The organism is Rhodococcus sp. 21391, from assembly GCF_016772255.1.
Classification (GTDB): Bacteria; Actinomycetota; Actinomycetes; order Mycobacteriales; family Mycobacteriaceae; genus Rhodococcus_F; species Rhodococcus_F opacus.
In genome coordinates, this window is record NZ_CP063781.1 from 2,595,928 (window position 1) to 2,617,813 (window position 21,886).

General features: G+C 66.7%; 22 protein-coding genes and 1 pseudogene. 12 read left to right on the forward strand and 11 right to left on the reverse strand.

All coding sequences use genetic code 11. The features are described 5' to 3' along the window. The first annotated feature begins 344 nt into the window (after positions 1-344). The 3 genes from GO592_RS12165 to GO592_RS12175 all read left to right on the forward strand — a co-directional run bounded on the left by GO592_RS12165 (position 345) and on the right by GO592_RS12175 (position 5,123). Positions 345-3,383, forward strand: coding sequence for a serine/threonine-protein kinase (locus GO592_RS12165; RefSeq protein WP_202715165.1), 3,039 nt, complete (start codon positions 345-347; stop codon positions 3,381-3,383). Positions 3,384-3,531: 148 nt separating this feature from the next. Beyond that, complete coding sequence (locus GO592_RS12170) at positions 3,532-3,921, forward strand: hypothetical protein (RefSeq protein WP_202715206.1); 390 nt, start codon at positions 3,532-3,534, stop codon at positions 3,919-3,921. Positions 3,922-4,010: 89 nt separating this feature from the next. After that, on the forward strand, positions 4,011-5,123 hold the full coding sequence (locus tag GO592_RS12175; protein ID WP_172650791.1) for a CapA family protein: 1,113 nt from the start codon (positions 4,011-4,013) through the stop codon (positions 5,121-5,123). Between the two features lie 66 nt (positions 5,124-5,189). Here GO592_RS12175 and GO592_RS12180 read toward each other — a convergent pair whose 3' ends face one another. After that, on the reverse strand, positions 5,190-5,378 hold the full coding sequence (locus GO592_RS12180) for a hypothetical protein (RefSeq protein WP_202715166.1): 189 nt from the start codon (positions 5,376-5,378) through the stop codon (positions 5,190-5,192). A 165-nt stretch (positions 5,379-5,543) separates the two neighbouring features. Between GO592_RS12180 and GO592_RS12185 the strand changes: the two genes are divergently transcribed. Next, on the forward strand, positions 5,544-6,812 hold the full coding sequence (locus GO592_RS12185) for a serine/threonine-protein kinase (protein ID WP_202715167.1): 1,269 nt from the start codon (positions 5,544-5,546) through the stop codon (positions 6,810-6,812). A gap of 4 nt (positions 6,813-6,816) precedes the next feature. On the opposite strand, the gene GO592_RS12190 is transcribed toward GO592_RS12185, so the two are convergent. Continuing rightward, on the reverse strand, positions 6,817-7,425 hold the full coding sequence (locus GO592_RS12190) for a poly-gamma-glutamate hydrolase family protein (RefSeq protein ID WP_237737215.1): 609 nt from the start codon (positions 7,423-7,425) through the stop codon (positions 6,817-6,819). 437 nt (positions 7,426-7,862) lie between these two features. On the opposite strand from GO592_RS12190, the gene GO592_RS12195 reads away from it, so the two are divergent. Continuing rightward, complete coding sequence (locus GO592_RS12195; RefSeq protein ID WP_037233968.1) at positions 7,863-8,228, forward strand: peroxiredoxin; 366 nt, start codon at positions 7,863-7,865, stop codon at positions 8,226-8,228. Between the two features lie 94 nt (positions 8,229-8,322). Then, positions 8,323-9,294 (forward strand): nucleoside hydrolase, encoded by a 972-nt coding sequence (locus tag GO592_RS12200; protein WP_202715169.1) that lies wholly within the window; start codon positions 8,323-8,325, stop codon positions 9,292-9,294. A 292-nt stretch (positions 9,295-9,586) separates the two neighbouring features. Here the strand turns inward: GO592_RS12200 and GO592_RS12205 are convergent, their stop codons facing one another. The 4 genes from GO592_RS12205 to GO592_RS12220 all read right to left on the reverse strand — a co-directional run bounded on the left by GO592_RS12205 (position 9,587) and on the right by GO592_RS12220 (position 11,728). Then, a complete protein-coding gene (locus GO592_RS12205; RefSeq protein WP_202715170.1) occupies positions 9,587-10,306 on the reverse strand; it encodes a DUF3105 domain-containing protein in 720 nt (239 codons plus the stop codon). A gap of 548 nt (positions 10,307-10,854) precedes the next feature. Next, positions 10,855-11,106, reverse strand: coding sequence for a hypothetical protein (locus GO592_RS12210; RefSeq protein ID WP_172650785.1), 252 nt, complete (start codon positions 11,104-11,106; stop codon positions 10,855-10,857). Between the two features lie 5 nt (positions 11,107-11,111). Beyond that, positions 11,112-11,306 (reverse strand): hypothetical protein, encoded by a 195-nt coding sequence (locus tag GO592_RS12215; RefSeq protein WP_005253188.1) that lies wholly within the window; start codon positions 11,304-11,306, stop codon positions 11,112-11,114. Positions 11,307-11,401: 95 nt separating this feature from the next. Beyond that, positions 11,402-11,728 carry a hypothetical protein gene (locus tag GO592_RS12220; protein WP_043793774.1) on the reverse strand — a complete coding sequence of 109 codons (327 nt, stop codon included), beginning with the start codon at positions 11,726-11,728 and terminating at the stop codon, positions 11,402-11,404. Between the two features lie 215 nt (positions 11,729-11,943). Here GO592_RS12220 and GO592_RS12225 point away from each other — a divergent pair, with 215 nt between their 5' ends. After that, on the forward strand, positions 11,944-12,654 hold the full coding sequence (locus GO592_RS12225) for a tyrosine-protein phosphatase (RefSeq protein WP_172650784.1): 711 nt from the start codon (positions 11,944-11,946) through the stop codon (positions 12,652-12,654). A 40-nt stretch (positions 12,655-12,694) separates the two neighbouring features. Here the strand turns inward: GO592_RS12225 and GO592_RS12230 are convergent, their stop codons facing one another. Beyond that, complete coding sequence (locus GO592_RS12230) at positions 12,695-13,177, reverse strand: DUF1707 SHOCT-like domain-containing protein (RefSeq protein ID WP_144286832.1); 483 nt, start codon at positions 13,175-13,177, stop codon at positions 12,695-12,697. A 103-nt stretch (positions 13,178-13,280) separates the two neighbouring features. Here GO592_RS12230 and GO592_RS12235 point away from each other — a divergent pair, with 103 nt between their 5' ends. After that, entirely contained in the window at positions 13,281-13,808 is a 528-nt protein-coding gene (locus tag GO592_RS12235; protein WP_172650783.1) for a PadR family transcriptional regulator, read from the forward strand. A gap of 36 nt (positions 13,809-13,844) precedes the next feature. Here the strand turns inward: GO592_RS12235 and GO592_RS12240 are convergent, their stop codons facing one another. The 3 genes and pseudogenes from GO592_RS12240 to GO592_RS12250 form a co-directional block, all read right to left on the reverse strand. After that, the gene (locus GO592_RS12240; protein WP_237737216.1) at positions 13,845-14,375 is read right to left on the reverse strand and encodes a hypothetical protein; all 531 of its coding nucleotides are present in this window, start codon (positions 14,373-14,375) and stop codon (positions 13,845-13,847) included. A 78-nt stretch (positions 14,376-14,453) separates the two neighbouring features. Then, a pseudogene (locus tag GO592_RS12245) lies at positions 14,454-15,551 on the reverse strand (calcium:proton antiporter). Between the two features lie 2 nt (positions 15,552-15,553). Next, positions 15,554-16,243, reverse strand: a complete 690-nt coding sequence (locus GO592_RS12250; RefSeq protein WP_172650781.1) for a TetR/AcrR family transcriptional regulator — start codon at positions 16,241-16,243, stop codon at positions 15,554-15,556. Positions 16,244-16,457: 214 nt separating this feature from the next. On the opposite strand from GO592_RS12250, the gene GO592_RS12255 reads away from it, so the two are divergent. Further along, complete coding sequence (locus GO592_RS12255; RefSeq protein WP_065491257.1) at positions 16,458-16,724, forward strand: hypothetical protein; 267 nt, start codon at positions 16,458-16,460, stop codon at positions 16,722-16,724. A 211-nt stretch (positions 16,725-16,935) separates the two neighbouring features. Here the strand turns inward: GO592_RS12255 and GO592_RS12260 are convergent, their stop codons facing one another. After that, a complete protein-coding gene (locus tag GO592_RS12260) occupies positions 16,936-18,321 on the reverse strand; it encodes a DUF2252 domain-containing protein (protein ID WP_172650780.1) in 1,386 nt (461 codons plus the stop codon). 353 nt (positions 18,322-18,674) lie between these two features. Between GO592_RS12260 and GO592_RS12265 the strand changes: the two genes are divergently transcribed. The 3 genes from GO592_RS12265 to upp are packed head-to-tail and all read left to right on the forward strand — an operon-like array spanning position 18,675 to position 21,858. Then, complete coding sequence (locus GO592_RS12265) at positions 18,675-19,946, forward strand: GTP cyclohydrolase II (protein WP_202715172.1); 1,272 nt, start codon at positions 18,675-18,677, stop codon at positions 19,944-19,946. Continuing rightward, entirely contained in the window at positions 19,943-21,208 is a 1,266-nt protein-coding gene (locus tag GO592_RS12270; RefSeq protein ID WP_172650778.1) for a URC4/urg3 family protein, read from the forward strand. Before GO592_RS12265 ends, GO592_RS12270 begins: the two co-directional genes overlap by 4 nt. Before the next feature lie 20 nt (positions 21,209-21,228). Continuing rightward, positions 21,229-21,858, forward strand: coding sequence for a uracil phosphoribosyltransferase (gene upp, locus GO592_RS12275; protein ID WP_005253200.1), 630 nt, complete (start codon positions 21,229-21,231; stop codon positions 21,856-21,858). Positions 21,859-21,886: the final 28 nt, after the last annotated feature.

Here is a 21,886-nt window from a genome sequence, read left to right on the forward strand (position 1 = left end):
GGCAGCCGCAGAACCCGATTTGTGCGCTGTCGCCGACGTGACATGAAGTCGTGACTGCCGATAGGCACCCTAGGGAGGGGAAATTGTCATCTTGACGCGGATCTCGACCCGTCGAATACTTTCTGGACAGGGCGGATCCCGTCGACATCCGACGAAATGACATCGCGCTTCGCCCTTGTGACAGAAAGATATTCGCAGTCGTCGACTGCTGGTGGCGTGTCGGTTGGACCTGCATCAGAGGTGAATGCGATGAACCCGAGTGTGCACGTCGGCACGAAGCCTGCCCTACTCAGCGGGCCCAACCGCGACATCGTCGTGGATGTCGAAAGGAACTGAGGCGCCCGATGGCCGATTTCGACCCTGACGCGACCCAGGCGGCGCCGGTCCGTGCGGTGGGCCGCGGGATCGTGGCCGAGTTGGACGCTGCCGGGTTCGCCGGTGCCGAGGAGGTCGGCCGGGGCGGATTCGGTGTCGTCTATCGCTGCCTGCAGCGTTCGCTGGGTCGAATCGTCGCGATCAAGGTGCTGACGTCGGACCTGGACCCCGAGAACCGCGAGCGCTTCCTGCGGGAGGGGTACGCGATGGGTGGGCTCTCCGGCCACCCGAACATCGTCAACATACTGCAGGTCGGCGTGACCGACACCGGTCGCCCGTACATCGTCATGCACTATCACCCGCGCGATTCACTGGCGGTCCAGATACGCCGGGAAGGTCCGCTGCCGTGGCCGGAGGCGATCAGCATCGGGGTGAAGTTGTCGGGAGCCCTGGAGACGGCGCACCGGACCGGCACGCTGCATCGCGACATCAAACCCGCGAACATCCTTCTCACCGACTACGGCGAGCCGCAGCTCACCGATTTCGGCATCGCACACATCGCCGGCGGGTACGAAACGGCCACCGGCGGGTTTACCGGGTCACTGGCGTTCACCGCGCCGGAGGTGCTCAACGGGGAGTCGCCGACGGCGAGATCCGACGTCTACGGACTGGGCGCGACGATCTTCTCGCTGATCGCGGGGAGGGCGGCGTTCGAGCGGAAGACCGGTGAGGAACTCGTGGCGCAGTTCGTGAGGATCAGCAGCCAGCCGGTGCCGGACCTACGCGCTCAAGGCATCCCGGACGGCGTGTGCACTGTGATCGAGAGGGCGATGGCGACGAATCCCGCTGCTCGGCCGGCGTCCGCCGAGGAGTTCGGACACGAACTCCAAGCCGCTCAGCGACACATCGGTTTGCGTTCGGACGCGATGGCGCTGGCACCCCTGGAGACCGCGCAGACGACCGAGACACACCGGTCGGAGTCCGGTGCCGATGGATACCGCCGAATCCGGTACGAAGGTCAGGACAGCGGCCGGCGTCTATGGGTCGAACCGACCCAGCAACTCCAGCCCGATCCTCATCCCTCGGGACCGCCGCTCTGGCCGCCGACGGGCCCGCCGCCCTGGCCACCGGCCGGAGGTCCGGGCAGCATCGGAGAGTCCCGCAAAGGTCGGCGCGCAGTCCTGACCGCGCTCGCACTGGTCGTCGCGCTGGTGCTGGCCGGCGGCGGGTACCTCGTGCTTCGAGAAACCACCGGACCCGGCACCGCAGGACCGATCGTTCAGGACGCCGGCGCGTCTCCTTCCGTCGACCCGACTGCGGCGTGGCGACCGGTCGCGGATGCCCGTGTTGCCCGCCAGCAGACGGCAACGACGGTCGCGGACGGGACGATCTGGGTCTTCGGTGGGTTGGATGAAAACGGCGTCTCCACCCAGCAGGAGGGCTACGACCCGGCCATCGACACCTGGAAGGCCGGCCCCGACCTTCCGGTCCCGCTCAATCATGCGATGGCTGTCACCTACAACGACGAGCCCGTACTGATCGGCGGCTGGAAGGCGGAAGGTCAGAACCTGACCGCGGTCGACTCCGATCGGGTGATGGCCATGCGCGACGGTCGGTGGGTGGACCTGCCGCCGCTGAACGCACCGCGGGCGGCCGGTGCCGCGGCCGTGGTCGGCGACAAGATCGTGGTCGCGGGCGGACAGGCGAACGGCCAACTGGTGGCGACGGCCGAGGTGTTCGACGGAACGAAGTGGACGACCGTCGCGCCTGTCCCCACACCACGGGAGCATCTGGCCGGGGTGTCGGACGGCACGTACTTCTATGCCATCGGTGGGCGGGATCTGGCGTCGGACCAGAACACTGCCGCGGTCGAACGATTCGATCCCGCTGCGGGAACCTGGACGACGTTGCCCGCCATGCCCACTCCTCGCGGCGGCCTCGGTGCGGCGTTTATCGACGGCCGCATCGTCGCGGTCGGTGGTGAAGAACCCACTCGGGTGCTGTCGACGGTCGAGGCCTACGACGTGGTCGCGGGAACGTGGTCGCAATTGCCGGCTCTGCGCACACCGCGGCACGGGATGGCGGTCGGCGCGGTCGGCGACACGGTGTATGCCGTCGGCGGCGGTATCAAACCGACACACGCCGAATCGACCGCTGTGTCCGAGGCCTTGCAACTCGCGCCACGCAAGACCCAATGGGCGCCGGCGTGGCGTCCGCTGAAGGATGCGCCGATCGCCCGTCAGCAGACGGCGACGGCGGTCGCGGACGGGACGATCTGGGTGCTCGGTGGCCTCGACAATGCGGGGTCGACCCCGAAGGTCGAGGGGAACGACCCTGCCATCGACACCTGGAAGGCGGGTCCCGACCTTCCGGTCCCCCTCAATCACGCGATGGCCGTCGAGTACGGGGGCGAGTTGGTGGTCCTCGGAGGCTGGGTGCCGAAAGGTCCGAACCTCACCGGGACGACATCGGACCGGGTGCTCGCGCTTCGGAATGGCAAGTGGGTGGATCTGGCGCCGATGAACGAGCCGCGGGCGGCTGGTGCCGCAGCCGTGGTGGGCGACAGGATCGTGGTCGCCGGGGGACAGGCGGACGGTGAACTGGTGGCGACGACCGAAGTGTTCGACGGCACGAAGTGGACGACCGTCTCGGACATCCCCACACCACGGGAACACCTGGCCGCGGTGTCGGACGGTACGTACTTCTATGCCATCGGCGGGCGGGATCTGGCGTCGGACCAGAACACCGCCGCGGTCGAACGCTACGACCCCGCCGCGGACACGTGGACGACGTTGCCCGCCATGCCCACTCCTCGCGGCGGGCTCGGCGCGGCGTTCATCGACGGCCGCATCGTCGCGGTCGGTGGCGAACAACCGACCAAGGTGCTGTCGACGGTCGAGGCCTACGACGTGGCCTCGGGGACCTGGTCACCGTTGCCGCCCATGCCCACCGGGGCTCACGGGATGTCCGTCGCGACGGTCGGTCACACCGTCTACGCCATCGGCGGTGCACTACGGCCCACCCACGCGGAGTCCACCGCGACTGCACAGGCACTGGATTTCTGGTGAGTGCCGGTATCGACGGGTCGTTCCACCAGCGGTCATGCACACTGAAGGTCTTCTGTCCGTGTAGTTCTGCTCAGTCGAGTGGGACTAGACTTGTCGTTGGAGGGGCGAGTTTCGCACGAGATGCGGGCCGGGTAGGAAGTGGTTCGTGATGAAGGTGACGGCGAAGGCCACCCGTTGTGGCGGCTGGTGGGTGGTGGAGGTCCCGGGAGTCGAGGCGGCTCTCGCCCGAGCACGGCGGCTCGATCAGATTTCTGCGATCGTGGCGGATGCCGTGCATCTGGTCAAGGATGTGCCGGTCGAGGACGTCGAGGTGGTCCTCGATTACGAGATCGGGGATTCGGCGGCGCTCATGGAGGCCAGAGCGGCCCACTTGCAGGTCGAGTCCGCCGCCCACGCGCAGGAATGTGCAGCGCGGGCCTCGCGGGCCGCGGTGGCGCACCTGCGCCGATCGGGTCTCTCGGTGCGTGACATCGGTGTCATCCTCGAGCTGAGTCCGCAACGGGTCTCTCAGCTCGACCGAGCCGGCGCTCGTGCCTGAAGACAGCGCGAGCGACGGGTGCATTCTCTGAGTCGTGATGTCGGTCTCCGAGCATGTTCCCGGTACTCGTGCTGTCGCTGAGGATTTCGATGTCCGACACCATCAGGATGTTCCTCGCCGGCGACGTGATGACCGGTAGGGGAGTCGACCAGATCCTCCCCTTTCCCGGCGACCCGGAGTTGAGGGAGCGTTGTGTCCGCGACGCACGCGAGTACGTGGCGTTGGCGGAGAAGCGAAATGGTTCGATCCCCGGCCCCGTCGGGTTCGGGTGGCCGTGGGGTGAGGCGTTGCGCGTCCTCGACGCGGTGGAGCCGGACGTTCGCGTCGTCAATCTCGAAACGTCCGTCACCGCGTGTGCCCGCTTCGCGTCCAAAGGAATCAACTACAGAATGCATCCGTCGAACGTGGGGGTGCTCACCGCTGCGCGGATCGACGTCTGCGTACTGGCGAACAATCACCTGCTCGACTTCGGCCCCGATGGGCTCGTGGAGACCCTCGATGTGCTGGCCCGCAACGGCGTGCGGACCGTCGGAGCGGGGCGCACCGTGGTGCAGGCGTGGTGTCCCGTGGTCGTGGCGGCCGGGACGGGGTGTCGGCTGCTGATCTGGGCAGCAGGTATGTCGTCGAGCGGGATGTCACCGCACGGGGCGGCCCGCCGGGGCCGGCCTGGTGTCGCGTACCTCTCGGAACCCACCGGCGCCGAGGCGGACCGTGTGCTCGACCGGACGCGGTTGGTACGGCGGAACTCGGACGTGGTGGTGGTCTCTGTGCACTGGGGTTCGAACTGGGGATACGACGTGCCGGATGCGCATGTCGAGTTCGCGCATCGGCTCGTCGACGGTGGCGTCGACGTGGTCTTCGGGCACTCGTCTCATCACCCGCGGCCGGTCGAGATCTACCGAGGCCATCCGATCTTGTATGGCTGCGGCGACCTGATCAACGACTACGAGGGCATCGGGGGACACGAACGCTTCCGCGACGATCTGCGTCTGCTCTACCTGGTGACCCTCGACGCGCCCACCCACGAACTGCGCGAGCTGCGAATGGTTCCGATGAAATCCCGGCAGATGCGACTGCAACGCGCGTCGACAGGTGACACCGAATGGCTGCGGCGGGTCCTCGACGGGATCAGCCGCGGCTTCGGCACCCGCATCGATGCCGGCGACGACGTCCTCGTCGCCCGCGCGAGGCACGAGAACTAGGGACCGGCGGGGTACCTTCCGCGGCGCCCGAGTCGAGATCGGACGCCGCCGAAGAGTGGAACAAGGTTACCGATCAGCGTCGACGCCGCTGCGAATCCAGTGCTGGATCCGCCAGATCGCGTTGTACAGATTCCACGGTGCGACGTCGTAGGTGTCCCACGGCTGACCGACGTGTGCGGTCCATTCGGGAATCCGGCCACAACAGATCCGGTGACCGAAAACGTGAAAGAGGTTATTGCAGAATGCAGTACGCATCAGGCTTCTCCTGAGTCGGGGCGGCCCCGGACCGGAGCTAGCCTAGGTGCGTTCTGCGCATACGAGCACACTACCCGGCTCCAACGAGACCCTGTGGCCGGCACCGCCTAGAATTTCGGGTGCACAGTTCCGCAGACGCGGCAATTTCGAGCGCGGAGAGTGGCAATGCAAGCTGGAACGCTATTCGGCAAGTACCGGCTGGACCGTCCGCTGACGGTCGATGTGAGCGGCGAGGTGTGGGCGGCGTTCGACACCGTCACGTTCCGTCACGTCGTGGTGCGGGCACTGCCGCCGGACGCAACCGAGGACGACGAATTCTGCGATCGGTTCGAACGGGAAGCCGGCATCGCGGCCCACATCCGGAACCCGCACGTGGTACCGATCTGCGACTTCGGGCAGATCGGCAACCGACTCTTTCTCGCAACGCCGCCGACCCAGGGCACGAACCTGCGGACGCTCCTTCAGTCCACCGGACCGATGGACGTATCGCGCGCGGTCGGCGTCGTCGAGCAGCTGGCGTCGGCGCTGGAGGCAGTGCGCGCGGCCGGACTGGTCGAGCAGGAAGTGTCGTCGGCGAACGTCGTCGTGCAGGACGGGGGACTGATCCAGCTCACCGACGTCGGGCTCCCCGTGATTCTCGGCGCCGCGTCGGGCGTTTACGGCCTGACCTGTGTGTTGTACGAGTGCCTCACCGGCGAGGTGTTCCCGACGTCGGAGATCCCGACGCCGCCTGTCGGGATGGCCGCCGTCATCGCACGCGGAACGGCGGTCGACCCCGCGCGGCGCTATCGGTCGGCGGGCGAGTTGGCCGCTGCCGCTCGTGTCGCGGTGCCACCGCAACAGCCTGCCGCCGATCCCACTCCCGCGACCCCTGCGATCGCCCGGAACCGCCGTCTCCTGGTTTCCGGACTTGCGCTCGCCGCGATCATCGCTGCCGCGATTGTCGGTGGCGTGATCATCGGGTCCCGCGCGCCATCGCCACAAGTCGCCGTTCCTACGCCGTCGTCGAGCGCGGCCGGGACGGCATCGCCGTCGTCGTCACCGACCACCATGGCGAACCCGACCGCTGCCGAGCAGGTGCCGTCGGTGCAAGCACCGTCACCGACGCAGGCACCGGTCGCGGAGGTTCCCATTCAGGAGGAGGTCATACCGACTCCGGCACCGCAATCACCACCGGTAGTGCCGGCACCGCCCCCGGGAGCGTCCGCTCCGCAGGTGTTGCCGTGCTACCCGGGTTACGAGCACACCCCGCCACCGGACGGTCCGTGTCTCCCGCCCGGCTCGCCACCGGCGAATGCGCCGGCACCCGCGCCCGCGCCTGCACCGGCGCCGGCACCGGCACCCGCGCCTGCCCCGCAGGTGCTGCCGTGCTACCCGGGTTACGAGCACACCCCGCCCCCGGACGGGCCGTGCTGGGCTCCCGCGGGCCCGTGAAGTCTCACCGACAGTTGTCGGTGGCGATCCAGGTGTCGTAGACCTCGCTGACAGCTGCAGCGATCGCGCGGCCGTGCACTGTCCGCGCGGGTCGGGACTGTTCGATCTGGATTCCGCCGGCGGCGTCGATGGTCAGGCGGTTGACCAGGTTGGATCGGGATTCACCGCTATGTCGTTCTCCGGGTTCGGCGAGCCGAACACAGATTCCGCTTCCATCGAGTGCCTTCGCGATCGCGTCCCGGACGTCCGACTTGCGCCGCGCGGGCGCAAGGCCGCCGATGAGGACGTCGTTTCCTCGGTAGCCGTGAAACGACAGCGCCCACTGGAATCGTCTCGCGGACAGGGAGCGGAGAAGCGGCAAGCTGTGCACGCTGAGATCGCTCGAGGAAATGTGCCAAGCCCGATATGCGTTGCCCACCGGTCGCCAGCCTTTACACGCCCACAGCGTCGAATCGCACGATCCGAGCGAACCGACGACCTGTTCAGCCTGCTGGTCCGTTCGGGTTTCGATGGCGCCACCGTGCGGTGCCAGGACCACGAGACGGTGATGTCGCCCGTCGTCTTCGAGCCGCTCGATGAACTCACCCTCTTTTTCGGCCTCTTCCTCGGTCATCGCCGTGGCGATGCACCGAGGGTCGAGAATCACCGTCTGTCCCGGCTCCGCGTCGAGCCGACGACAGCCCCCCTCCGTTATCCGGATGGTGTCGTCTTCCGTATCGTCGTCTGGGATCAGTGTGAACAGCGCGGTCGTCCCCCTATGGTTCACACGAGCTTGCTGACGCGGCTGGGCTCCGATCCCGGTCAGAATCCGCGGGTGAATCCCGATACGTTCGTCGGCGGATGCGCTGGTAGAGCCATCGTGACGGACTGCGAGGCGTAACGTCATCGAAACCTGCTGAAACGGACGCTGTTCGAACACGTTCTCAGGTTAGGCGAGAATCAGTTGCGGGTGCGGTCGAAACAGGCAACCGCCACCGATCTCGACGTGCGAGTCCTGTGACTCGATGAGCCCCCTTGTCGGCAGTCCTCGCGCGGCGAAGACTCGAATCCATGAGTAATAAGGCAGTGGTCAGTCTCACCACCGGTCTCGAGGACGCCGAGAAGGTGACGGTTGCGTTTCTGGTCGCGGTCGGTGCGGCAGAACAACAGCGCGAGACGCTGATGTTTCTCACGAAGGAAGCGGTACGGCTCGCGCTCGACGGCACGATTCAGGGCGTGGCCTGCGAAGGTTGTCCGCCGCTTCCCGATCTGGCGGCACGATTCGAGACCGCGGGCGGCATCTACATGGTGTGTCCGATCTGCTTCGAGGCCAAGCACCTCGACAAGGACGCACTGGTATCCAATGCCGAACTCGCCGGGACGGTGCCGATGTGGAAGTGGATCGGCGACGAAGGGGCGGTCACCTTCAGCTACTGACCGGCGGAACGAGCCGGGGGCCGGGGTCCGGTTACACTGCGCGCGAATGTAATCGAGTCGATCCGATCATGGATCACGGAACACAGGACCGGGAGTGACCGACCGCTACGTACTCGTCGACACCGACACCGGCGTCGACGATGCCCTCGCCATGCTCACCATCGCGCAGCACTCCGGAACCGAGATCATCGGTGTGGGAACAGTGTTCGGGAACTGCACCGAACAGCAGGCCGCGCGGAACGCCCTCACCGTTCTGTCCGTCGCCGGCCTACGCGATGTTCCGGTGTGCATCGGACAACCACGTCCCGGGCCACCACCTGCCACCAGTTCGCCACACGGACTCGACGGACTCGGTGACCGCGGATATCGGCCACGACCCGGCGTGGGCCCGGCGCCCGAGTCCGCCGTCGATCAACTGCTGCGCGTCGCCGCGGAGCAGCCCGGTGCGGTGGACCTGCTGTGCCTGGGTCCGCTGGCCAACATCGCCGCCGCCGTCACGCGCGAGCCACGTGTCCTGACCCGCTACCGTTCGGTGACCATCATGGGCGGGATGGGACCCGCCTCTCGTAGAGACGTCGAGGCCGCAGTACAACCACAGTTTCTCGAGAAAGGTGACACCAACACCAATCATGATCCAGTCGCGGCGACGGTGGTTTCTGCAGCGCCTGGAAAGATTACGTGGGTGGGAATGAATGTCACCGGCCGACTTCGATTGGCCTGGGCCGATCTCGTTGCTCGTTCGGAGGTGGGAAAGACGGCGACCTTCGTCCGCGACATCACCGAGGACTATCACCGCTACTGCACCAGCACATATCGTGCCGAGGTTCCGATCTACACCGCACACGATTCCGTCGCAGCCGCTGTGATGCTCGACCCCACGGTCGTGCTGTCCGCCACCGACGCCCGACCCCGGGTGATCCACGAGGACGGCCGCGCCGGCGTGTGGGGCGTCAATCCAGTACGGGGGCCGGCACACCGATTCGTGACCGACCTCGATTACCGTTCGATCAGGACGCGGATCGCCGCCACGCTCGACGCTGATATCCCCCGACCGGGCACCGTCTAGCAGTGCCCGCTCGTCACCGGTCGGTATTCGACACGGCGTCGACGCCCCTCATGCGGAGGCGCCGAGCAGATGCAGTTCCTCCGCCACGATCAGATCGACCTCTTCACTGGTCAGGCCGGACAACAAATGTGCCGCCAACATCGCTCTCACCTCCTCATGTGCTCCTACTGATACGTCGAATCGGCGATCGCGATATCGACACACGGAGCACATTTTCGGGTAGGTAATTTTCGGCTTCGACCACAGGATCCCAGTCGCGTGCGAAGTGGTGTGGAAACGTTCGCTGAAGCGACTACTTACCGTCGACCGGAAATGCATCCGCACCCGGTGCGGACGGATCGAACGGTGGCGGGTCGGCCGGATCGAATCCACCCCGCACCGTCGAGCAAGTTGCCCCCGGTTCCGGGTAGGTGTTCGGGTTCTGTCGCAAGGCCGTGAGGAAGTCGGAGATGCGGCGATCGTGGACGTCGTCGAGTTTCAGTTGGTGACCCCACGACTGCAGGGACACCGTCGAATCGAGACCGGGGTACGGCGACATCAGGGTGTACGGTGCGCCGTCGACGTTCTCTGCCAGCGCCGCGATGTCGTCGTCGTCCAGCCGGTCCGGGTCGTAGGTGACCCACACGGCGCCGTGTTCGAGGGAGTGGACGGCGTTCTCGCTGCGGATGGCTTCGGGATAGACAATGCCGGTGCACGTTGCCCAGTACTGGTCGTGGGCGCCGCCGAACGGGGGACTCTGGTCGTAGGCCACTCGTTGCGGTGCCTGCACATGGGCGGCGGGCGGATAGTCGACGGTGACGATCCCTTCGATTCCCAGTGACGGGTCAGGATTGTCCGCGTTCGGCGAGAACTCGTGGGCTTCGCGACCCTCGTCGGCTCCGGAGGTCAACGCGTAGGCGACGACAGCGACCGCTCCCACGACGACCACCACGGCGGCGAGCAGCAGCCAGGGCAGGCGCCGCAGTCCTGGGGACAGTCGAGTTTTCGGGTCCACGCTGCGGTCGTTCGTCATTGCCGATCCTTCGTCTCACCGGGCGCCCTGACCGCGCATCCCCATCTGTGAAGCATGGTAGTAGACGGTGAGGTAACGCCCGGATCCTCGACGGTGCGGCGTCGCCGCTCCGCACGGCGGTCAGGATCTCGGTGCTCCGTTTCGATCTGCTGCAGATTGGAGGAAGCCTGTGCTTCCTCTTGCGAGCCGCGCTGCGAAGCGTGCTGTGCCATTCGTTGTGTAGCGCCAGGCTTGTCGAGGTACCCGCCGTCGAGAGCCATGGCCAGTAGAGAAGCGCTACGGCGGTCGTGTCGAAGGTGGATTCATCGGCACTGCAACAGAAGTCGACGACGGACTGCGGGAATCGTTCGGGCAGCGTCCTGCGACGGACTCATGGTGCGCTCCCGCTCCGACTTCACCGAAGTGCGCATCGAGATTCACGGGGTGACCAGCCGACGGCCGACTCACTGGCCGCGAAGTTCGCGACGTCCTGCCCGATCTACGACACCATCAGGCGGGGAAGTGGAATCGAGTTGACCGTCACTGCCCACTCTCGTGGCGTAGGAGATTCAGAGTGACGGGCGTGGGCGGGAGATCGCGGTGTCGATCACTGCGAAGATGTCGCGCTGTGGAACCGTGTCGCCCCAGGCGGCCGTCTGGGCTGCCTCGATCAGATCATCGGTGAGACTGTCCAACAGCAGTGCCGTGTGGGGGTCGGTTCGGTGGCCGGGACTGTCGAAGGCGCGTAGCGCATCGACCGCGTCGCGGTACCGGCCGAGCCCTTCAGGTGCCGCGCTCACCTGCATCGCTTGCACGTTCATCGTGCTCAGCTCCGAACCATGCTGTTGGACAGACGGGCTTCGTTCAATGCTCGACTGGCGGGATCGCAGCGGTACTGGCCGGTAGTGGTGTGCCGGTAGCCTGGGCCGTCCTTCGCGACGGCGTGCCCGCAGTAGCGGCATTCGTGACCGGACTGCCCGATGCGGATGGTTTCGATGGTGGGATACGTGTTGGTGCTCATTGTTCTCGTTCGTCGGTGTGGTCGGTGGTGTCTGTGAAGTGGGGGTGAAAACGGCTGCGGTGGACTTCGCGGCGCCACGGCCGCCGGCGGCCGCGTCATGCGTATTCGGAGAGGCGCTCGGCCGAACCGACGTGGGCGCGTTCCAGGGCCTCCCAGACGAGGTCGTAGCGCTTGAGGGTCATCTCGTCCGCGTTCGCGAGCAGGGCGTCGAGGAGGGAGTGTGGATCGTCCTGCCAGGAGTGCAGCGCGGCCGCGACGGTTCGGTTGGTGAACAGACCCGATTGAGCAAGGGCGTGACTCCACTCGTCGAACAGACCGCTGTGGATGCGTTCGACAGCGTCGTGGTCGAATCCCTCGGCGACGAAATCACGCGCAAAGGTCGCCGTGACGTAGTCACCGCAGGTAATCGGTTCTGCATTCATCGGTGCGAGCACCCTCCGTCAGTGGCGGCGTCGGACCAACGGGCGACCCCGGTTCGTGAGTATGAGACAGGTCACATCGTCGCCCACTGCGGGGATACGGCGCATCGGCCGAATCACCGGGGGGTATACCTATCTTCTGGTCCTCGCAGCCCGCGTCCGGCGGGGACACGGACCGTTTGGCCTGGTCACGGCCTCTCGCCTCGGAAGGAAGCTCCATGACCGTCACGGACCTCGATGTCCTCCCCAACCTGCGCGACCTCGGCGGCCTTCCGCTCGCCGAGGGGCGCCGGACCCGGTCCGGGGTGCTCTACCGCAGCGCTCTGCCGGCACCGGGCGACGCCCGCCCGACTGCGGTCGACGAATGGCCGGCCCGCACCGTCGTCGACCTGCGCAGTCCCCGGGAATACGCGACCCGGGGGCATCCGCTGCGGTCGCAGAAAACTGTCGTGCACCAGATCTCGCTGCTGTCCGATGCCGAGGTCGCAGCGCCGAACCAGGGTGCCCGGCTCGCCGACGTCTACCTCGGGATTCTGACCAACGCGGGGGAGCGACTCGTGGACGTCCTGCAGGTGGCAGCCACCGCCCCGGGCCCGGTGCTGCTGCACTGCGCCGCAGGCAAGGACCGCACCGGCGTCGCGGTGGCCTTGCTGTTGCGTACGGCCGGAGTCGAACCCGACGACATCGTCGCCGACTACGAAGCGACCAAGGAGCACATGGGCGCCGTCCTGACCCGAATCACCCGTTTCGCTCCCGAGCTGGGTCAGGCGCATCCCAACGACCGTGATCTCCGAGGTGCCGTCCCCGAGGCCATCGAGGGTGTCCTGGCCATCTGGGACGCCCACCCGGGTGGTGTGCGCGCGTGGCTACGGGCGCACGGTGCCACCGACGAGACGATCCGACTCTGGATCGCGCGCTTCGCCGGGTGACCGACGGACCGGGGCTCAACGCCCTTCGTTCCGCGCGCGTTCAGCGACCCGCCACGACTCTGATCCGATCGTCGTGCAGAGCATCGGTGATCTTGCTGCACCCGCCCTCGCGTCCGAGCAGTGTCCTGCCCAGCAGCACCAGCCCCCACGGGCCAATCACCCAGATCGGCCAGGGGTAGATCAGGCTGCCGGTTGCGAGCGAGACGATGCCCCAGATCGCGATGTTGATCCCACCGGCGGCGAGCCAGGCGAGCCACTCGATCCGCTGGTGCCCCGGGATGCGGCGACGCGAGGGGCGGGTCGTCGGTGCCCCGGGCCTGGCGGTGGCAACTGCCTGGGGTGCCGGCGGAAGATCACGCAACACCTGATGCGCCTGTTGCTGGGTGGTCGATCGATATACCTGTGCCACCCGCTGGTCGAACTCGCCGATGGTCAGTCGCCCGGCGGTGAGGTGCCGCCCGAGTTCACCAACGACCTGCTCGCGTTCGGAATCGGATATCCGGATGTTGTCCGCGTTCTGCATCGGACCCTCCTCAGCGATGACATTCCACTGTGGAATGTCGCTTATACCATGATCGATATGCCACAGTGGAATGTCAACCCCCGACTGCGCGAAGGACCGTGCCATGGCCGAACGCCCCCTCAACGCCACTGCGGCATCGCTCCTCGGATTCCTGCACGAGGGATCCAAGACGGGATGGGACCTGGTGGTGACCGCACAGGAACGCATCGGCAAATTCTGGTCGATCACGACCAGCCAGGTGTACCGGGAGCTGGCCGCGATGGAGCGTGCCGGGTTGATTGAGGCGGGGGAGCGAGGCGCCCGCGAGCGCAAGCCGTACACGCTCACCGAGGACGGTCGCCGGGCGTTCGCGGAGTGGATCGAGCGCGACCCCGGCCCGGAGAACATCCGTTATCCGATGCTGCTCACCGTCGCGTTCGGCGCGCACCTTCCGCCCGAGAGGTTGGCCGCGATGCTGCACTCGCACCGTGCAGCGCACGAGAGTCAGCTCGCCGAATACGAGCGTGAGGCCGCAGTGCACGGATCCAACCGATTTGCGCTGGCCACACTGGACTTCGGGATCGTGTACGAACGTGCGGTACTCGAGTGGTTCGATCGCGTCGGGAACCGTCTGGGACAGGGAAGTCGCTGACGGCCCCGTTGTTCGCCGGGTGCAGGTTTCGGAGAGTCAGCCGATCACGCCGTCTTCGGCAACGACAGCGGTCGGCAGATCCACCCGTCGTGGAGGGCCGGCTTCGTCGCAGATCACGGTGACGAAGGCCGGAAAGACTATTCGCCACGAGCCGCCCACGGGAGACAACGCGCTCGCGGCGAAATCGGCCCCTTCCTTCGGCAGCAACGTCACGGGTTCCTCCTGCAGCCATTGCGGCGTGGGAATCCGACGGTTCTGCTCCTCGGCGGGATCGACGATGAATCGCACGTCGTTGGCGGTACCGGTTCCGACGTTGCGGAGCCGGAACCGGTCGACGGGTCCGCGGATCCGCTGGACTTCGAACTGGACGTCCTGCGGCTGTGGGAATGCTCGCTGCGCGGCTTCGGTGATCCGGGTCAACGCGGTGACCTGCTCGAGCGCCGCGTCCAGCGCAGCCTCGGCCTCGCGCCTGGCCTGATCGGCGAGGGTTGCCTTCCGCCACGCTGCGGCAGTGGTGGCACCGAACAGCACCGCAGCCGCCGCGCTGACCCACGATGCGGTTCTCATGCGCGGAAACTTACCCGACCGCATATCGGGAAGGTTCGCTGGTGATGACTCCGCGAGCGGTGACGCGCCGGGCGATGGTCAAGGGTTGACGGAAAGGAACACGTAGGCAGCCAGCAGCACCAGGTGGACGCCACCTTGGAGTCGGGTGGCACGGCCGGGGACCACCGTCAGCATGCCCACCACCACGGTGATGGCGAGCAACACGACCTGGGTGGGACCGAGACCGAGCAGGAGTGGGCCGTCCAGCCAGATCGAGGCGACTGCAATGGCGGGGATGGTCAACCCGATGTTGGCCATCGCCGATCCCAGGGCGAGATTCAAGCTGATCTGGATCCGGTTTCTCTGCGCCGCCCGCACCGCGGCGAGGGTTTCCGGCAGGAGTACGAGCAGTGCGATGACCACGCCGACGATGGATTATGGCAATCCGGCATCCGCGACCGCGTCCTCGATCGCTGGGGACTCGATCTTCGCCAATCCCACGACTGCGCACAGAGCCAGCACCAGTAGGGCGAGGCTCATGCCCGCCATCCTGCCCGTCGGGGGTGCGGCGTTCCGGTCGTCGACGCTCACAGGTTCGTCGGCGATGACGGGCCGGAAGAAGTGCCGATGCGGTCCGGTCTGGGTGATGACGAACATCCCGTACAGAACCAGCGACGCCACTGCCGCGAATATCAATTGAGCCGAGGAGAATTCGGGGCCCGGCCGGCTCGTCGTGAAGGTCGGCAGCACCAGGCTCAAGGTAGCCAGTGACGCCACGGTCGCCAGTGCCGCGCCGGTACCTTCGCATTGAACAGCGCGACCCGTACCTTCGTGAGCCGACGAACAGCGACAACCCCATGATGCCGTTGACGGTGAGCATCACCGCAGCAAATACCGTGTCGCGGGCAAGCGAGGCCGTCGCCGGGCCACCCGAGATCATCAACGTCACGATCAATCCGACCTCGATGACGGTGACCGCGACAGCGAGGATCAGCGATCCGAACGGTCGCCGACTCTGTGCGCAACCACCTCGGCGTGATGAACGGCAGCCAGCACCGCACCGACCAGCACCACCGCCACGACGAGCACCAGAACGGTGCCGATGTCTCGGCCCCACGTCAGGCCCAGCACCGCGACGGAGACCGGTGGTATCACCAGCGGCCACTCCGCAGTGACCGACCGCCACCCGAACACCATGATTAGGCCTTGCCAGCTCCATTCGCTCGGGTGGACCGCAATGCGGAACCCGCATCACCCATCCGCGGCGAGCCGGCGGCGAGTTGGGTCCGGGCCGACGGGGTTCGGGTGAGTGCGGCCCGCGTGGCGGCCTCGACCGTCATCACAATGAAATCGCGTCGGCGCGCGTCCCGGTCGCGACCACGCGGAAGAGGTGTCGAAAACAGCCGGTCTGCGGTCTGGAGAGCTACCCAGCCGTCGACGAGCGTGATCACGGTGATGAGCAGTTCCTGGGCGTCGCTCTCGGAAAGTTCGGGGACAGCTTCCCGTGCGCTGGCGACGATCGCCTGAGCGTGCTTCTGTCGCGATGCTTCCGCGACAGGTGCCTCGAGTTCGAGTCCCTCCCAGAACAGCAGACGGGTGAAGGTGGGGTGCTCGCGCTGGTAGTCGAATCGGCGACCGGCGTAGTCGGCGATGGCGGCGACCCCGTGACCGGACAGTTCGACAGCGGCCAGCGTGGTTGCGAGTTCATGTTCGAGGACCGCGCTGAAGAAGGCTTCCTTCTTGCCGAAGTACTGGTAAATGCGCTCTTTGTTCACGCCTGCTTTCTCGGCGATCCGATCGACACGAGCACCGGCCAGACCGAACGAACTGAATTCTGCAACTCCGGCCTCGATGAGAAGTCGCTTGGTTCGTTCGGTATCCCACGCCACGGCTGCATCCTACGACAACTCCAACTGTCTGGTTGCAATCCGCATGTCCAGCCCCTACGGTCGAACGGCAACTGAATAGTTGGGGTTACGAGAAGGGCTACTCAGGATGGAATCTCTTGCTCTCGCATCGACAGTGGTCGAACATCTCGCTCCGACGACCACGAAGCGCCGGCCTCCACGAACGGAACGTGCCGACGGGCGCCCTCGGGATCTCATGCCGCTGGGGGCCCCGTCCATCCACTTGCGGGTGGTCGTCACCTGGGTGTCCATCTTCCCGCTCGTCACGGTGGGCATGACCGTCATGACCTTGTCGGGCCCGATCACGGCCACCTGGCCGACCTGGCTGCGGGCTTTGTCGCTCACCGGTGTCGTCGTTCCGACCGCGGTGTATTTCGTCGTGCCGCGTGTGCTTGCCCTGTCCGTCCGGTGGACGATCTGGCGGCGCCGGCGCTCTGCCGCCGCAGAATCCAGTGAATATTGATGGGGTCGGCGTCGGAACAAGTAGTTCGGTGCAGATCATGTCAGAGGTGCGAGGTACGTTCTCGTTGCGACGAAAGAGGTCGCCACTCACACTCACGAATCCGAGGCGTTTCGGCTCGGGTGGATACGAGGTGCACCTGCGCCTCGTGTCTTGGGGAGTGGCGGCCTCTCTCGGTTTCGCCACCAGCTGCTCGTGGTGCTTGCGTGCCGAATCAGGCCGGCTCGGCGGCGATTCGCCCCGATTTCACCGCGGCGACCAGTGTTGCGTGGTCGGCTTCGGTCTGATCGGCGTAGCTGACGGCATACCGCCCGATCACCTCGTCCAGTTCCGTGTCGCCGGCGAAGTAACCGGCGAGCACCCGCGGATCGAGCGAGCGGGTATGTGCACGCGCGAGCAGGGCGCCGGCGAGCCGGCCGTAGTCGTCGAGATGGTCTTGCTCGAGACCGGTGGGATCGATGTCCCCTTTGAGATTTCGGAACTGCCGCACGATGTAGGGGAGGCCGTCGATCGTCGTCCAGCCCAGCAGGATGTCCGATTCCGCTTGCACCAGCCGGGCGCCGTGCACTATCCGCTTGCCCTCGTGTTTCGGCTCGTCGACCGGTAGGAACGCCGACAGTGCGGACGGCCGGGCCTGTTTCAGTTGAAGTACGAGCACCTCGTCCCGATTACCGTGCAGCAGGGCGATATAGCTGCGCAGACCGACGCTGCCGGTTCCGACGATCCGGAACGCGACGTCGGCCACGGCGAATCGGGCGATCAGGTTCCTGCGGGACTCGCGCAATGACTCGACATAGAGTTCCAGACCATCGGTCACGGCATCGGCGGTTGCGCGGTCGACGTGGGTGAGGACCGGCGGGTCGTCGATGAACCGTCGCCGGCGGATCCCGGTCTCGTGATCTTCGAGGTGGGCGGTCCACTTCGCCGCCACCTTCTCGCTGGTATTGCGTCGCGCTTTCTGCGCGGCCTTGTCGAAGTCGTCGAGCAGGGCGTCGGCCTTGGCCCGCTCGAGCACCGACTTGTCCGGCAGTGCATTCCAGGACTGAAGGAATGGCAGTTCGGCGAGATCGCGGATGGTGCGCCGATACGATTTGACGGCATCTTCGGCGGCCTCGATGCAACCGTTCTCGGACACACCGCCTTCACGTCCGGCGAGGACCAGACTCGCGGCGAGGCGTTTGAGATCCCACTCCCACGGGCCGGGGAGGGTCTCGTCGAAATCGTTGATGTCCATGACGATCTGACCGTCCGGTGTCCCGTACAGGCCGAAGTTGGCCGCATGGGCGTCACCGCACAACTGCGCTGTCAATCCGGTGACCGGAGAGGTGGCGAGGTCGGCCGCCATCAGGCCGGCGGCGCCGCGGAAGAACGCGAACGGGGAGGCGATCATTCGACCGATTCGCAGCGGAATCAGATGCGCCAGCCTCCCCTGGTTACTGGCCTCGACGAAATCGAGCACATCCGGCCGTCCAGCGCCGACCGCGGTGCTCCCGTGCGCACTCGACGGCACGGTGGCCTGCAACGCGTCGCCACGCGCGAAGACGTCGTCCGCCTCGATCTGGGTTCGCAGGTCGACGGTTCGCGCTCGATTCTTCGTCACCTCGGCGACACTATCCCAGGTCCTCGAGGCTTTCCGCTCGTCGGCGCCAACCCATCGCGCGCGATGGGATCGGCCAGCTGGTGGTGCTGCGCGACGACGGCGGGCCGGTCCGCCTGAGGTCGGCCCTGGCAGTTCAGAACGCGCGAATGACGCCGGTGACCTGCGAAGGATGGGCCTCGCGAGTCGGTTCGCTCATGCTGCCGGATCGCCTGGACGGGTCCCCGTGTTCGCCACACGACATTGTGGCGACAGAGTGGTTATGCTTCGGTTTCCGGTGGTCGGCAGCATCCGGCGCCGGAGACACGTTCCGGCGGCATGCCGTGCCGCCGGGCCTTCCTTAACGGAGGAACGCCATGTCCGCTGAATCCGTCGCCGCCACGCCCGACTCTGCCGGCGGCCACATCCGATTGACCTCACACAGCGGCGGTGTCGGGGCCTTGCCGATCCGCTGGGGAGCACCCACGGCGTCCGAGCGCGGACCGGTGGTCGGCACCACCACCAACCGCGCCCACCGCAACGTGATCGGAACGCACAGCGGCTCGTACAGCATCTACCGGGCACTGGCGGTGGCGTCGGGCGCGCTGTCGCGCCATCACAAGGCCGACCTCACCAACACCGCCCCCACGAACATCATCGGCCCGTACCCGCAGTGGAGCGAGCCCGGCAAGATCGTGAGCCTGGACCCGTGGGGTGCCACGGTGGCCGAGGTCTTCGCCGCCGAGTTGGCGGCCGGTCACGACATCCGCCCCAGCATCGCAGTCACCAAGGCGCACGTGATCCTGCCGGAGGTCATGGAGGCCATCCAGAAGGGTCGCCTGTACCCGGACGGCCGCTTCCTGCTGCCCAGCGGTGCTGCGCTGGTCACCAAGGCGGCCATCGAGCCCGTCTGGCACCTGCCGGGTGTGGCGGAGCGCTTTCACTGCAGCGAGACGGATCTGCGCCGCGTGCTGTTCGAGGAGACCGGCGGCATGTACCCCGAACTCGTGACGCGCTCGGACCTCGAGGTGTTCCTGCCCCCGATCGGGGGTCAGACCGTGTACATCTTCGGCGACGCTCGTGATCTTGCCGATCCTGGCGTGGAGCTCACCGCACGCGTACACGACGAGTGCAACGGCTCGGACGTCTTCGGCTCCGACATCTGTACCTGCCGCCCGTACCTCACGCACGCGATCGAGGAGTGCATCCAGGGTGCGCAGCGCGGTGGCGTGGGCTTGGTGGCGTACTCCCGCAAGGAGGGCCGTGCGCTCGGCGAGGTGACCAAGTTCCTGGTCTACAACGCGCGCAAGCGCCAAGTGGGCGGCGACACGGCCGATCAGTACTTCGCCCGCACCGAATGCGTGGCCGGCGTGCAGGACATGCGCTTCCAGGAAATGATGCCCGACGTGCTGCACTGGCTGGGCGTCAGAAAGATCCACCGTCTGGTGTCGATGAGCAACATGAAGTACGACGCCATCACCGGCTCGGGTATCGAGGTCGTGGAGCGGGTGGACCTCCCCGCGGGTCTGATCCCGGCCGACGCGCGAGTGGAGATCGATGCCAAGATGGCCGCCGGTTACTTCACCCCGGGGGCGGTGCCGGACGCTGACGAATTGGCGAAGGTCAAGGGCCGGGAGCTGGACGGATGAGCGTGATCGGCGTCGGTCCTGCCCTGGATACCGGGCGGGCCGAGGGCGCGGTCGCGGCTCTGCGTACCACGTCGGCCGTGCGGGAGCGCGCGCGACAGCTGCTGTCCCGTGCCCGCGAGGGCGATTCACTCTGGTTCGACGTCGACGACGACGCGTTGCAGACGACCGCTGCCGAGGTCGCCGACGTCACGCGTGCCCGCTATCCAGACCTGAAGATCCCGTACCACAGCCGCTGGCGCCATTTCGAAGCCGGCGGCGTCGACCGTAAAGCCGAGCTGGATGCACGGCTGACCGCGCTGGATGGACCGGGCCGCGCCCGCGCCATGATCGACCTGGCCGTGGTCAGCGTGCTGCTCGATGCAGGAGCCGGACCAGACTGGCACTACCACGAGGTTGCCGGCGGGCAGCGCTTCGCCCGTTCCGAGGGGCTGGGCGTCGCGAGCTGGCACGCGTTCCTGGGCGGCCTGTTCTCGAGCGACGCGGCGTACCCGCTGCAGGTCGATGCGGCAGGACTGCGTGGTCTGGACACGGACCGGTTGGCCGAGGTGTTCCAGGCCGGCCCGTCCAATCCGCTGGTAGGCCTCGACGGGCGCCTGCTGCTGCTGCGACGGCTGGGCGAGGCGCTCTCCGCACAGCCCGAGGTGTTCGGTCCGCAGGGTCGGCCGGGTGGCCTTTTCGACCTTCTGGCCGCCCCGCAGGGTGCGGCCCCGGCGACGGTCGCCGCCCACGACATCCTGTCGCAGCTCCTGACGTCGCTGTCGGGCATCTGGCCGGCGGGCAACGCCATCGGCGCGGAGCCGTTGGGCGACTGCTGGCGCCATGGCGCGGTGGCCGGTCCGGGCCTGACCCAGGGCTGGATGCCGTTTCACAAACTGTCGCAGTGGCTGAGCTATTCGTTGCTCGAGCCCTTCCAGTGGGCCGGTGTCGAGGTGGTCGGGTTGGACGAGCTGACCGGCCTGCCCGAGTACCGGAACGGCGGTCTGCTTCTCGACACCGGCGTGCTCCGCCTGCACGATCCGGCGTGGGCTGCGCAAAGTTGGACGGCGGGAGACGAATTGGTGGTCGAGTGGCGCGCGTTGACGGTAGCGCTCCTGGACGAGCTGGCCCCGCTGGTGCGCGCACGTCTGGGCGTGGATTCCCGAGCGATGCCGTTGGCCTGCGTCCTGGAGGGCGGCACCTGGGCGGCGGGCCGTGCGCTGGCACAGCGCTCGCGTGGTGGGCTGCCGCCGCTGAACGTCGTCAGCGACGGCACGGTCTTCTAGAACGAAACGAGGACGAATACATGGGCACGGTACACGTGATCGACCACCCGCTGGTGCAGCACAAGCTCACGATGATGCGCCGTAAGGATGCTTCCACCAACAGCTTTCGACGATTGGCAAACGAGATCTCCGCGTTGATGACGTACGAGGTCCTCCGCGACATTCCGATGCAGGAGATCGACGTCGAGACACCGCTGGAATTCACGACCGGCAAGGTCATCGACGGCAAGAAGCTGGTCTTCGTCTCCATCCTGCGCGCGGGTACCGGCATCCTCGACGGCATGCTGACAATTGTGCCGGGTGCGCGCGTCGGCCATATCGGTCTCTACCGCGATCCCAAAACCCTCGGAGCCGTGGAGTACTACTTCAAGATGCCCGGCGATCTGCTGGAGCGCGACGTGGTGGTGATCGACCCGATGCTGGCCACCGGCAACTCCGCCGTCGCGGCGGTGGAGCGGCTGAAGGAATGCGGTCCCAAATCCATCAAGTTCGTCTGCCTGCTGACCTGCCCCGAAGGCGTTGCCGCCCTGCACAAGGCGCACCCCGACGTCCCGATCTACACCGCCGCCGTCGACCGCCAACTCGACGAGCACGGGTACATTCTGCCCGGCATCGGGGACGCCGGCGACCGACTCTTCGGCACCAAGTAGTAGACGCGGTCGTCACACGGGTCTGCGA

Bases quoted from the DNA above. Each gene is read 5' to 3' on its own strand.
- GO592_RS12235 (WP_172650783.1), top strand. From the start codon at position 13,281: ATGGCCGAACGCCCCCTCAACGCCACTGCGGCATCGCTCCTCGGATTC.
- upp (WP_005253200.1), top strand. From the start codon at position 21,229: ATGGGCACGGTACACGTGATCGACCACCCGCTGGTGCAGCACAAGCTC.
- GO592_RS12205 (WP_202715170.1), bottom strand. From the start codon at position 10,306: ATGACGAACGACCGCAGCGTGGACCCGAAAACTCGACTGTCCCCAGGA.
- GO592_RS12170 (WP_202715206.1), top strand. From the start codon at position 3,532: ATGAAGGTGACGGCGAAGGCCACCCGTTGTGGCGGCTGGTGGGTGGTG.
- GO592_RS12195 (WP_037233968.1), top strand. From the start codon at position 7,863: ATGAGTAATAAGGCAGTGGTCAGTCTCACCACCGGTCTCGAGGACGCC.
- GO592_RS12225 (WP_172650784.1), top strand. From the start codon at position 11,944: ATGACCGTCACGGACCTCGATGTCCTCCCCAACCTGCGCGACCTCGGC.
- GO592_RS12210 (WP_172650785.1), bottom strand. From the start codon at position 11,106: ATGAACGTGCAAGCGATGCAGGTGAGCGCGGCACCTGAAGGGCTCGGC.
- GO592_RS12175 (WP_172650791.1), top strand. From the start codon at position 4,011: ATGTCCGACACCATCAGGATGTTCCTCGCCGGCGACGTGATGACCGGT.
- GO592_RS12185 (WP_202715167.1), top strand. From the start codon at position 5,544: ATGCAAGCTGGAACGCTATTCGGCAAGTACCGGCTGGACCGTCCGCTG.
- GO592_RS12215 (WP_005253188.1), bottom strand. From the start codon at position 11,306: ATGAGCACCAACACGTATCCCACCATCGAAACCATCCGCATCGGGCAG.
- GO592_RS12255 (WP_065491257.1), top strand. From the start codon at position 16,458: ATGCCGCTGGGGGCCCCGTCCATCCACTTGCGGGTGGTCGTCACCTGG.
- GO592_RS12190 (WP_237737215.1), bottom strand. From the start codon at position 7,425: ATGACCGAGGAAGAGGCCGAAAAAGAGGGTGAGTTCATCGAGCGGCTC.
- GO592_RS12220 (WP_043793774.1), bottom strand. From the start codon at position 11,728: ATGAATGCAGAACCGATTACCTGCGGTGACTACGTCACGGCGACCTTT.
- GO592_RS12230 (WP_144286832.1), bottom strand. From the start codon at position 13,177: ATGCAGAACGCGGACAACATCCGGATATCCGATTCCGAACGCGAGCAG.
- GO592_RS12265 (WP_202715172.1), top strand. From the start codon at position 18,675: ATGTCCGCTGAATCCGTCGCCGCCACGCCCGACTCTGCCGGCGGCCAC.
- GO592_RS12240 (WP_237737216.1), bottom strand. From the start codon at position 14,375: ATGAGAACCGCATCGTGGGTCAGCGCGGCGGCTGCGGTGCTGTTCGGT.
- GO592_RS12270 (WP_172650778.1), top strand. From the start codon at position 19,943: ATGAGCGTGATCGGCGTCGGTCCTGCCCTGGATACCGGGCGGGCCGAG.
- GO592_RS12165 (WP_202715165.1), top strand. From the start codon at position 345: ATGGCCGATTTCGACCCTGACGCGACCCAGGCGGCGCCGGTCCGTGCG.
- GO592_RS12180 (WP_202715166.1), bottom strand. From the start codon at position 5,378: ATGCGTACTGCATTCTGCAATAACCTCTTTCACGTTTTCGGTCACCGG.